The following is a 12,115-nucleotide window of genomic DNA, read 5'->3' on the forward strand; positions in this document are numbered from 1 at the left end:
AAGCAAGCCCTCCTCACAATAGAGAAGGACTGAAAAATGATTCGTAATGAAATATTTTATAAAAAAGAGAAATTATAACTCTTTTTTAAAATGACTTCGCACATAAACGAGGGATAAACAAGACAGGATGATAACACCGCTTCCAATTATCAGAAAAGAAGAGAGATGGACACTTGGTAGCACCGTCATAAAGCCTTTTGCAATCGGCATAAATAGGATGGCTAAGGTAAAAATGGTGCTTAGTACTCTTCCCAAGTATTCCCCCTCAACCTTGGTTTGAACCTGAGTAAAAAAGTGAATATTAAAAATCGTCATAAACAGTTCACAAACTAAATTTCCAGAAAAGGAGAGAAAAGTTGGCAGTGGTAATCCCATCATAAAAACTCCAACTCCAGTTAAAGCCAATAGAATCAAAAGATTATAAACACTTGCCTTTATTTTACTAGCTAGAAGAGCTCCAATAATCGAACCAATAGCGCCCATAGTTAAAATAGTTGCATAAGCTCCTTCTACCCCGTATAGTCGATTTGAAAAAGGGAGGAGAAATTCAAAAGCTGCAAAAAAGAAATTAACACTGGAAGCTACTACCAAAAGGAAAAAGATCTCTTGCTGGCGCCAAATATAGCGAATCCCTTCTTTCATATCAGCAAAAATATTTTTCCAGCTGAAAGTCTTTTTCTCTTGTTCCTGAGTCTCTTTTTTTGGGAGAAAAGCTACTAAGGTAAATGCGATAAAAAAACTAATGGCATCTAAAACGAGCGTCATATGGAGACTGGCAAATTGTAAAACGAGAAAAGAAAGCACCGGAGAACTGACTCCTACAACCTGTAAAACTAACTCCAAGCGAGAGTTATAGGTCACAATCTCGTCTTTCTCTACAACCTCAGTTATAATGGCTTTGTTAGATGTACGAGAAAATGCAAAGGCAACCGCCTGAACAATATTGGCAAAAATCAAGGCAGCAATCATCAAGCTATCATCTCTGATGAAAGAAATAGCTAAGCAAAGAACGCCACAAATCAAGTCTGTCGTCATCAAAATTTTGCGACGCGAAAATCGGTCTGAAATCACTCCGCCAAAGGGATTGACCAGAATCGATGTGACGAGTTCAGAAATTTGATAAATCCCAAGAACAGTCTGCCCTATCGTTCCCATTGATGCCAACCAAACACTGTTTCCATAATCATAGAGCATATTTCCTATTTTATTAATAGCACCACGACTAATCAACTGGATTGCATGTCGATTCATATAAAAAACCCCTCTCAAATTTTGAAACTATTGTATCAAAACTGAAAGGAGTCTCTTTATTTTTCCCTTATTTGGGAAATTTAAGCATTTACAAATTTTTCATAATGTTCCTGATAGTAAGCCACTTGCTCTGGAAGCCCAAGCACATCAAAAATATGCATAGCCTCCTGCATCTGACTACAACCCTCTTCTTTCAAGTCTCTCTGGTAGAGGGCGAAACCTTTGAGATAATGGAAGATATTGCGCTCATAAAGCTTGATACCATTTCCAATCAACTTATCCACATAGCCCTCAAAATAGTCCGCATCCGCAAAGGAACGGTTTTCCAAACAATGCTGGTAACAGTTAAGAGCTAAAATCAAAACGAGTTTACGATGCCGACCAATTTCCTTGTAGTACTCTTCACTCTCCATAACTTCTCTGCCAATCCGAGCCACATAGTCCACATTGTAGAAAGTATAGAGATTACCGAAAAGAATCAACTCATACATAGTCCATTCTTCTGTTTGAAAAAGATAATCTGCTACCTTTTCCAAATCACTCTGCCTCATCGTGTAATGAGCATCTCTTTGACAAATCAGTCCTTGTAGCAGAATCCAATTCAGCTCAAAATAGAGGGGATTGGTCGAACTCTTTGCTTTCTCAAGCTGTTCCTTTTGTAGCTTTTGAAAACCTGCAATATTATTTGAGTAGTAAAGCGGAATAATCTGTGCCATCAAGGCAACATGTTCATGATTTTGAAAATCTCTAGCCTTGTCCATGAAATTTTCAATAGTCACATGAATATTGTCCAAAATCTCAAAGAAACGAGAAACTGCTAGATCAGACTCCCCAAGCTCGAAGCGAGATAACTGAGAGGTTGAACATGATTCACCTGCCGCCTCTTTTAAGGAGTACTTCCCACTTGTTCGAAATTCACGAAATACCTTTCCAAGATGTTCCATTTCTTACACCTGCTCTGATAATACTTCCCACTCAAGCATAGCTTCTTCTTGACGATGGCTAATTTTGTCCAGTTCAGCCTGCAATTCCATGAGCTTTTCAGCATCGTTGGTTTCCAGCATTTGTTCAGAAATGGTTTGGCTTTTACTTTCTAGTTCTTCGATTTCAGATTCTAAACTTTCGATTTGTCGCATGAGTTTGCGGGCTTCTTTCTGACTTTCTTTCTGAGCCTGATAATCATTAACTGGACTTTCTTCTTTTTCTTGATTGCTAGTTGAAGCTTCCGCTGTCTGAATCGCTTCTACTTCTGCTTTCTTTTCAACATAGTAGTCGTAATCCCCAAGGTAGAGGGTTGAACCATTTTCGGACAATTCCAAAACATGAGTGGCTACACGATTGATAAAGTAACGGTCGTGACTGACGAAAAGAAGGGTCCCATCAAAGTCAATCAAGGCATTTTCTAGCACTTCCTTGCTATCAATATCCAAGTGGTTGGTCGGCTCGTCAAGAATTAAAAAGTTGTTGTTTTCCATAGAAAGTTTGGCAAGCAGTAAACGAGCTTTCTCGCCACCTGACAGCATGCCAACTGATTTCTTAACATCATCTCCTGAGAAAAGGAAGGCTCCAAGTCGATTACGGATTTCAACCTCTGGTGTTAGTTTAAAATCATTCCAAAGTTCATCTAGGACACTATTGCTTGGTGTTAGCTTGCTTTGAGTCTGGTCATAGTAACCAACCTCAACATTGGCACCAAAACGCTTCTCTCCCTTGATAAAAGGGATCTGGTCCACAATAGACTTGATAAAGGTTGATTTCCCGATGCCGTTTGGTCCGACAATCGCAACAGCATTCATCTTACGAAGGTCTAGGTTGATAGGCTCTGAAAATATTTCCCCATCATAGCCAATAGCCGCATTTTCAACGGTTAAAACGACATTTCCAGACGTTTTTTCCGACTGGAAGGTCATGTTGGCTGATTTCTTGCCAGCTTCAGGCTTGTCCAAACGCTCCATTTTTTCTAGTTGTTTACGGCGAGATTGGGCACGTTTGGTCGTTGAAGCTCGGACTAGATTGCGATTGACAAAGTCTTCTAGAGCCGCGATTTCCTTCTGTTGCTTTTCATAGTTTTTTGCCTCAGTAGCTAGCTTTTGCTCCTTTAACTCAACAAAGCGAGAGTAATTACCTACATAACGATCTAAGGAATGCTTAGTCAAATCGAGTGTAACCGTCGCAACCTTATCCAAAAAGTAACGGTCGTGACTGACAATAATGAGTGCACCACTATAATTTACTAGGTAATTTTCCAACCAGGCAATGGTTTCGATATCCAAGTGGTTGGTTGGCTCGTCCAAGACCAAGAGATTTGGCTTTTCAAGGAGCATTTTAGCCAGTGCAAGACGAGTATTTTGACCACCTGAAAGCTCAGCAATTTTCATCTGCCACATAGACTCGTCAAACTTGAATCCATTCAAAATCGCTCGAATATCAGCTTCGTAAGTAAAGCCACCATCCTGGCGGAAATTCTCTGACAAACGATCATAATCCGCCATCAGTTTATCCAAATCTTCACCCGACTTTTCACCCATCTCTAATTCCATTTGACGCAGTTGTGTCTCTGCCCGACGCAAGTCATCAAAGACGTGAAGCATTTCATCATAAATGGTATTTTCAGACTCAAAACGGCTATCTTGGGCTAGGTAAGACAGAGAGATATCTTTTTTCTTATTAATTTCTCCACTAGTTGGCTCCTCTTCTCCAACCAAAATCTTTAAAAGAGTAGACTTACCTGCACCATTTTTCCCAACAAGAGCAATTCGGTCTCGTTCATCTACCTGCAGATTAATATTATCAAAAAGAACCTCACCAGCAAAAGATCGTTCAATTTTATTAGCTTGTAAAATAATCATATCTCTATTTTACTATCTTTTTCTCTTTTGCACAATTGCAACGAAAAAAGTTCGAGTCATAAACTCGAACCTTTCATCTTAGTATCCAATGCCTCCACGGAATGTGCGAGCCATATCTTTCAATTCATAGTTTTTAGAAGAGGTATCGATGGTCCATTTTCCATCTTTCTTAGTCATTTTAATTTCATAACCCTCTTTCTTCATGTTATCACTAGTGTCTAGAGGAGTTGAATCAAATTGACTTGGTGCATTTTCTAAAATGTATTTTTCACCAGCTTTCATAGCTTCAGAGTAGTTGCTATATTTACCTTTGTTTTCTTCGTAGAATTTACGGCTCAATTCATAAACATTCAAATTATCCAAGTCGATTGTCTCTGGTCGAACATAAACAACAGCATAATCTGGCAAGTATGTCTTCACCTTGTAATCAACTTTTGCTCTCTTAGCATTTGCTTTGATGTAAGCATCTGCGAATGTTCTAAGTTCTGAATCAGAAGGTTTGTAGTTATAGAAACCTTTTCCGAATGACTCTGTAAATTTCTTGATAAACTCTTCTTTATCAGCTTTCGCATCGTTTGTGAATTCAGCACTATTATCAGAAGATTTTTTATCATCAGCAAGTGCTACAACTTGCGACTTATTGTCAGTAGCACTTAGGTTCGTTCCACCACCAGAGCTTTCCCCATTAAGGTAAACAGCATCGACATATTTTTTCATTACATCTTTTGCTTCATCAATATTGTCTTCATACTGACTTGGATCCACCTTGATGGCTACATCGTTATTCTTTTTAGAATTCTCTTTGATGTCATCATAAAAGCTAGGTGCGAAGTGGAGTTCATACTTAGCATTCTTGTCGACTTCATACACTACATAACCAGCAACACTCTTTCCTTTAGAAAGACTGTCACCATATGACATAAATTTCGTTTTACTGTCGCTTTCGTAGATTTGAATTGGTTGTAATTTTTCATCTTTTTCATTATAAAGCGTAATATCTTGGCTAGTAAAACTAAACTGTTTATCACGATTGTTCTTGATTTCGACTTGAAGTGCAAGGTAGCTTGAAGATGAATCTTCATCTTTAGGCAATACAAACATACCATCTTTCACAGAAACTTCAAAGTTTGAGTTCGAGGCAGTACCATTGTCGCTTGCTTTTTTTTGAGCTCCACAGGCAACAAGTGCTAAAGCTGACAAAAGCAAAGCAGAATGCTTAAGAATTTTTTTCATAATGGATTCTCCTTTAATGATTTACTATATTTTACCATACGCAGAATAAAAATCAAAACAGAAACCAGATATTTTCAAAATATCTTAAATTTATAGAGTTTTACATTAAATTTTTCTATATGTTCGTTTGAGACATTAAAGGATTCTTTATAAAAAGAATAGAATATAACAATATTTTTGATTTTTTTCTTCAACAAACCTACAAAATGAATTATAAACTTTCATGTTATAAAGTATCTAATAATTAATTTTCATCCCTAACTTAGTATAAGTAAGCACAGTCCCCACCATTTTCCCGCTAAAGTACAAAAGTTAATTTCCTACATTTTAAGTTATGCTAACGTTTTACTAAAATGTCAAATCGTGATATAATGAAAGCGATTAAAGCAAATAAACAAAGGAGACACTCTATGACTTACCAAGAAAATTATCAAAAATGGGTCGATTTTGCTGACCTTCCAGACTACCTTCGTCAAGATTTGGAAAATATGGACGAAAAAACAAAGGAAGATGCCTTCTATACCAATCTTGAATTTGGTACTGCTGGTATGCGTGGTTTGATCGGTGCTGGTACAAATCGTATCAATATCTATGTTGTTCGTCAAGCAACTGAAGGTTTGGCTCGTTTGATTGAGTCAAAAGGTGGAAATGAAAAAGAACGCGGTGTAGCAATTGCCTACGATAGCCGTCACTTCTCACCTGAGTTTGCCTTTGAATCTGCGGCAGTTCTTGCTAAACACGGTATCAAATCTTACGTATTTGAAAGCCTTCGTCCAACTCCTGAACTGTCATTCGCTGTTCGTCACCTCAACTGTTTTGCTGGTATCATGATTACTGCCAGTCACAACCCTGCTCCATTTAACGGTTACAAGGTTTACGGTGAAGACGGTGGGCAAATGCCTCCACATGATGCAGATGCTTTGACAACTTATATTCGTGCAATCGAAAATCCATTCGCTGTCGAAGTTGCTGATGTAGAAGCTGAAAAAGCTTCTGGATTGATTGAAGTGATTGGTGAAGCTGTCGACGTAGAATACCTTAAAGAGGTTAAGGACGTAAACATCAACCCAGCCTTGATCGAAGAATTTGGTAAAGACATGAAGATTGTCTACACACCACTTCATGGTACTGGTGAAATGTTGGCTCGTCGTGCTCTTGCCCAAGCTGGATTTGACTCAGTTCAAGTTGTTGAAGCACAAGCAACTGCTGACCCAGACTTCTCAACTGTAAAATCTCCAAACCCAGAAAGCCAAGCAGCCTTCGCCCTTGCTGAAGAACTTGGTCGTCAAGTTGGGGCAGACGTTCTTGTGGCAACTGACCCTGACGCTGACCGTGTTGGTGTTGAAGTTCTTCAAAAAGATGGAAGCTACCTCAACCTTTCAGGTAACCAAATCGGCGCTATCATGGCTAAATACATCTTGGAAGCCCACAAAAATGCTGGAACTCTTCCTGAAAATGCAGCCCTTTGCAAATCCATCGTATCAACTGACTTGGTAACGAAGATTGCTGAGAGCTACGGCGCAACTATGTTTAACGTCTTGACTGGTTTCAAATTTATCGCTGAAAAGATTCAAGAATTCGAAGAAAAACACAACCACACTTACATGATGGGATTTGAAGAAAGCTTCGGTTACTTGATCAAACCATTCGTACGTGATAAAGATGCTATTCAAGCTGTTCTTGTCGTTGCTGAACTTGCTGCCTACTATCGTTCACGTGGTTTGACACTTGCTGACGGTATCGAAGAAATCTACAAAGAGTACGGCTACTACGCAGAAAAAACTATCTCTGTTACTCTTTCTGGTGTTGATGGTGCTGAACAAATCAAAGCCATTATGGCTAAATTCCGTAACAATGCTCCGAAAGAATGGAACACAACAGCTATCACTGTCGTAGAAGACTTCAAGGCTCAAACTGCTACTGCCGCTGATGGTACTGTTACAAACTTGACAACTCCTCCAAGTGATGTTTTGAAATACACACTTGCTGACGGTTCATGGATTGCAGTTCGCCCTTCAGGTACAGAACCAAAAATCAAGTTCTACATTGCCGTTGTGGGTGAAAGCAACGAAGATTCACAAGTTAAGATTGCTAACATCGAAGCAGAAATCAATGCGTTTGTAAAATAAAAATCTATAAAAGATGAGACCAACCAATCTCATCTTTTTTTCGTATCAAATCTAAGCATTTTTGGAAACTTTATGGCATACTAGACTTATCAATGAAAGCGAGGTAATCTCATGGAACAATTTTTAGATAATATTAAAGACCTTGAAGTCACTACGGTTGCGCGTGCACAAGAAGCACTTGATAATAAAGAAACTGCAACCTTCTTTATCGGTCGCAAAACTTGCCCTTACTGCCGTAAATTTGCTGGTACCTTGGCAGGTGTCGTAGCTGAAACTAAAGCTCACATCTACTTCATCAACAGTGAAGAACCAAGCCAACTCAATGCTTTGCAAGATTTCCGTTCACGCTATGGTATTCCAACTGTTCCAGGATTCGTTCATGTTGCTGATGGCCAGATCAAGGTCCGTTGTGACTCTTCCATGTCCGCACAAGAAATCAAAGAATTTGCAGGATTGTAAAAATATATAAAAAAGAAGGCACTCGCCTTCTTTTTTATATATCTGTCAATGGTGTTGCAGTATCTGGTGAGGTATCGTAAACTTTAAAGTCTACTCCGACTCCCAGATCCGCTTGGGCTAGCTGGTTGACCATAGTCATATGAGCCAGCTCCTTGATATTGTTCTCTTTGGATAAATGCCCAAGATAGATTTTCTTAGTCCGATTTCCCATTGCACGAATCATAGCCTCAGCTCCGTCTTCGTTAGAAAGGTGACCGAGATCCGATAGAATTCGCTGTTTGAGACGCCAAGCGTAAGATCCTGCTCGCAAAATCTCTACATCATGATTTGACTCAATGAGGTAACCATCCGCATTTTCGACAATCCCAGCCATACGATCACTAACATAACCTGTATCGGTCAGCATGACGAAGCTCTTGTCATCCTTCATAAAGCGGTAAAACTGTGGTGCTGCCGCATCATGGCTAACTCCAAAACTCTCAATGTCGATATCACCAAAGGTTTTGGTTTTGCCCATTTCAAAGATATGCTTTTGCGAAGAGTCTACCTTGCCAAGATACTTACTATTCTCCATAGCCTGCCAAGTCTTTTCATTGGCGTAAAGATCCATACCATATTTGCGAGCCAAGACACCGACCCCATGGATATGGTCTGAATGCTCATGCGTAATTAAAATCGCATCCAGATCTTCAGGTTTGCGATTGATTTCAGCTAGCAGACTTGTAATTTTCTTACCAGACAAACCTGCATCCACTAGGATTTTCTTTTTTGGGGTTTCCAGATAAAAGGAATTTCCACTGGAGCCTGATGCTAAAATACTGTATTTAAAGCCTTTTTCACTCATTCTAGTCTTCTATTTCGTCCTCCCATATTTCTTCTTTTACGGCATCCTTATCATAAGGGAGCACTATGGTAAAGGTCGATCCCTTACCGTATTCACTTTTGGCCCATATAAAACCATTGTGTTGTTTGATGATTTCTTTTGCGATCGCCAGACCTAGACCAGTTCCACCTTGAGCCCGGCTTCTTGCACGATCCACACGGTAGAAACGGTCAAAAATTTTTGGCAAATCTTGCTTTGGAATACCTAGACCTTGGTCTTTGATGGATAAAATCATCTGGTCATCAGTAGTTTTCATGCTGACAGTGATCTTCCCACCATCTGGCGAGTACTTGATGGCATTGTTAAGAATATTATCTATCACCTGAGTCATCTTATCGGTATCAATCTCGATCCAAACTGAATTGATTGGGTAATCTCGAACCAGTTCATATTTTTTCTCTTGATCCTGTGCTCTCATCTTGTCAAAACGATTAAGGATAAAGGTGATGAAGGCCGTAAAATTAATCAACTCCACATCCAACTGAGTAGTCGCATTATCAATACGAGAGAGATGCAAGAGATCTGTCACCATCCGCATCATACGGTTGGTTTCATCTAGCGAAACCTTGATAAAATCAGGGGCTACAGGATCATACAAGGCTCCCTCGTCCAAGGCTTCAAGATAAGATTTAACACTGGTCAAAGGAGTTCGCAACTCGTGACTCACGTTCGAAACAAAGAGTCTCCGTTCGCGTTCTTCCTTCTCCTGCTCGGTCGTATCATGTAAAACAGCAACCAAACCCGAGATGAATCCAGACTCACGGCGTACCAGAGCGAAACGTACACGAAGACTCAGGTATTCACCATTCACATCTTGGGAGTCAATCGTCAACTCAGGAATCTGTGTAATTAGATCACGCAGCTCATACTCATCTTCTATCTTAAGCAATTCTAAAATGCTTTTGTTAAGGACATCTTCTTTCTGCACACCGAGCTGTTTCTTGGCCATGTCGTTGATCATAATAATCTGACCACGGCGATTAGTCGCAAGAACGCCATCTGTCATGTAAGAAAGAATACTGTTCAATCGTTTACTCTCTTGTTCCAGATTTTCTTGGGTCAAACGAATAACTTCTGACAAATCGTTCAGATTATTGGTGATATTGGTGATTTCTGTACTTCCTTGCAAGTCCAAAACTTGAGAATAATCACCTGCAATCAAGTCCTTAACCTTTTGATTTATCTCCTTTAGACGGATATTATCCCGACGATTTTCCAGTAACAGCAAGGTCACCACCAGGATAAAGCCAAGTAAAATCAGAATAAAGATAAAATCGCTGGTCAGAATAGTTTGTCTAATATCTTCAATCATTATTTCTCATATAGTATCCAACACCACGACGTGTGAGAATGTACTCTGGACGACTTGGAGTATCTTCGATTTTCTCACGCAAGCGTCTAATGGTCACATCCACTGTACGAACATCACCAAAATAATCATAACCCCAAACAGTCTCAAGCAAGTGTTCACGCGTAATCACTTGTCCAATATGGGAAGCCAAGTGATATAAGAGCTCAAACTCACGGTGGGTTAAATCTAATTCCTCACCATATTTCTTAGCCACGTAAGCGTCTGGGACAATTTCCAAATCGCCAATCTGAAGTGGCTGGGATTTCTTCTCATCAGACTCTTGGCTATCCACAGAAACTAGGTCTGTACGACGAAGCAGGGCCTTAACACGAGCCTGCAACTCACGGTTTGAGAAAGGTTTTGTAACATAATCATCTGCACCTAACTCTAAACCAATAACCTTGTCAAATTCGCTATCCTTAGCTGATAGCATGATAATCGGCACGCTACTAGTCTTACGAATAGCTTTAGCAACTTCTAAACCATCTATTTCAGGTAGCATCAAGTCGAGGATAATAATATCCGGTTGCTCAGCTTCAAATAGCTCGATTGCCTCACGACCATTGAAGGCTGTAACGACTTCATAACCTTCCTTGGCCATATTAAACTTAATAATATCTGAGATTGGTTTCTCATCATCTACAATTAATATTTTTTTCATTTTATCACCTTTTCTCTATCTATTATAACAAAAAAATGCAAAGAAGGCACAAATGGCTACTGTAGGCCTTTATCTTCAAAAGTTGTTTTATAAGCCTGCCAAATTTTTTGCTGAGGTTTCGCAAGTGGATAGTCAGAAAACTCCTGAGGAGAAACCCAACGAATTTCTCTGTCCGAAAACTGTTTTGTTTCTGTCACCTGACCAGCTAGGATTTTAATGTGCCATTTCCGATGGCTAAATACATGCTTGACCTGGTCAAATACTTGATGGGACCAATTCACTTCTAAATCATAATCCTGCTCAAAGTTTTCTTGAGGGCTTGGTCCAAATTCTCTGCTTTCCTCTTTGACTTGAGAAAAGAGATCTAACTGATCGTCAAAGATTGAGAAATCATCAACTTCGATCAAGGGGAAATGCCAAAAACCGGCTAACAGTTTCTCGCTTTCATTTTTTTCAAGTAGATATTGACCACGGTCATTGCGTACAACTAAGGCCTTGAGATAAATTGGGAGAGGTTTTTTCTTGGGTTCTTTAATCGGATATACATCCATAGTTCCGTTCTGATAGGCTGCGCTAAAGTCCTTAACAGGGCTTTCTTCTGGTCGAGGGTTAACCGGAGACTCTATATCAGAACCTAAATCCATCAGAGCTTGGTTAAAGTCACCTGGTCGTTTCGGGTCAATCAAGATTTCCATCATTGCCTGAAAAATTTTGCGATTGCTGGGAACTCCGATATCATGATCAACCTCAAACAAGCGTGCCAAAACCCGCATGACATTGCCATCAACCGCTGGCTCAGGCAAATTAAAAGCGATACTGGAAATAGCTCCCGCAGTGTAAGGGCCAATCCCTTTTAAACTAGAAATTCCTTCATAGGTATTTGGAAATTGCCCCCCAAAGTCAGTCATAATCTGCTGGGCTGCAGCCTGCATATTGCGCACTCGAGAATAATAGCCCAATCCCTCCCAAGCCTTCAACAAACGATCTTCAGGGGCATTGGCCAGACTTTCAACTGTTGGAAACCAGTCCAAGAATCGTTCGTAGTATGGAATAACTGTATCCACTCTAGTCTGCTGGAGCATGATTTCAGATACCCAGATGTGATAAGGATTTTTACTTCTCCTCCAAGGTAAATCTCGCTTGTTTTCATCATACCAATTGAGGAGTTTTTCACGAAAAGAAATGATCTTCTCCTCTGGCCACATGACGATACCGTATTCTTTCAAATCTAACATATATCTAGTATAACATAGAAGCTTCTAACTGTCCTTTTCTCAGTACTAAAAAGCCTCTTCCCAT

General features: G+C 39.7%; 10 protein-coding genes. 2 read left to right on the top strand and 8 right to left on the bottom strand.

Features of this window, described 5'->3' with window-relative positions; genetic code table 11:
* Positions 1–72 precede the first annotated feature (72 nt).
* The 4 genes from GMD5S_RS0201840 to GMD5S_RS0201855 all read right to left on the bottom strand — a co-directional run bounded on the left by GMD5S_RS0201840 (position 73) and on the right by GMD5S_RS0201855 (position 5,333).
* On the bottom strand, positions 73–1,251 hold the full coding sequence (locus tag GMD5S_RS0201840) for an MFS transporter (protein ID WP_001079356.1): 1,179 nt from the start codon (positions 1,249–1,251) through the stop codon (positions 73–75).
* Positions 1,252–1,331: 80 nt separating this feature from the next.
* Entirely contained in the window at positions 1,332–2,195 is an 864-nt protein-coding gene (locus GMD5S_RS0201845) for an Rgg family transcriptional regulator (RefSeq protein WP_000400532.1), read from the bottom strand.
* Between the two features lie 3 nt (positions 2,196–2,198).
* A complete protein-coding gene (locus GMD5S_RS0201850) occupies positions 2,199–4,100 on the bottom strand; it encodes an ABC-F family ATP-binding cassette domain-containing protein (RefSeq protein ID WP_000584844.1) in 1,902 nt (633 codons plus the stop codon).
* A 78-nt stretch (positions 4,101–4,178) separates the two neighbouring features.
* Positions 4,179–5,333 carry a DUF4352 domain-containing protein gene (locus GMD5S_RS0201855; RefSeq protein ID WP_000722097.1) on the bottom strand — a complete coding sequence of 385 codons (1,155 nt, stop codon included), beginning with the start codon at positions 5,331–5,333 and terminating at the stop codon, positions 4,179–4,181.
* Positions 5,334–5,743: 410 nt separating this feature from the next.
* Between GMD5S_RS0201855 and GMD5S_RS0201860 the strand changes: the two genes are divergently transcribed.
* Positions 5,744–7,462 (top strand): phospho-sugar mutase, encoded by a 1,719-nt coding sequence (locus GMD5S_RS0201860; RefSeq protein ID WP_000222132.1) that lies wholly within the window; start codon positions 5,744–5,746, stop codon positions 7,460–7,462.
* Between the two features lie 111 nt (positions 7,463–7,573).
* The gene (locus tag GMD5S_RS0201865) at positions 7,574–7,921 is read left to right on the top strand and encodes a thiol reductase thioredoxin (RefSeq protein ID WP_000434641.1); all 348 of its coding nucleotides are present in this window, start codon (positions 7,574–7,576) and stop codon (positions 7,919–7,921) included.
* A gap of 34 nt (positions 7,922–7,955) precedes the next feature.
* Here GMD5S_RS0201865 and GMD5S_RS0201870 read toward each other — a convergent pair whose 3' ends face one another.
* Genes GMD5S_RS0201870 through mutY form a run of 4 tightly spaced genes read right to left on the bottom strand, consistent with a single transcriptional unit; the run spans position 7,956 to position 12,051 of the window.
* Positions 7,956–8,765 (bottom strand): MBL fold metallo-hydrolase, encoded by an 810-nt coding sequence (locus tag GMD5S_RS0201870; RefSeq protein ID WP_001290607.1) that lies wholly within the window; start codon positions 8,763–8,765, stop codon positions 7,956–7,958.
* Between the two features lies 1 nt (position 8,766).
* Positions 8,767–10,116 carry a cell wall metabolism sensor histidine kinase VicK gene (gene vicK, locus GMD5S_RS0201875; protein WP_000568718.1) on the bottom strand — a complete coding sequence of 450 codons (1,350 nt, stop codon included), beginning with the start codon at positions 10,114–10,116 and terminating at the stop codon, positions 8,767–8,769.
* Positions 10,109–10,816 (bottom strand): response regulator YycF, encoded by a 708-nt coding sequence (gene yycF, locus GMD5S_RS0201880; RefSeq protein WP_000722057.1) that lies wholly within the window; start codon positions 10,814–10,816, stop codon positions 10,109–10,111. Before yycF ends, vicK begins: the two co-directional genes overlap by 8 nt.
* Positions 10,817–10,872: 56 nt before the next feature.
* Positions 10,873–12,051: an A/G-specific adenine glycosylase gene (gene mutY / locus GMD5S_RS0201885; protein WP_000886132.1), complete on the bottom strand. Its 1,179-nt coding sequence runs from the start codon at positions 12,049–12,051 to the stop codon at positions 10,873–10,875.
* Positions 12,052–12,115: the final 64 nt, after the last annotated feature.

The sequence above is a fragment of the Streptococcus sp. GMD5S genome (assembly GCF_000298715.2).
GTDB lineage: Bacteria > Bacillota > Bacilli > Lactobacillales > Streptococcaceae > Streptococcus.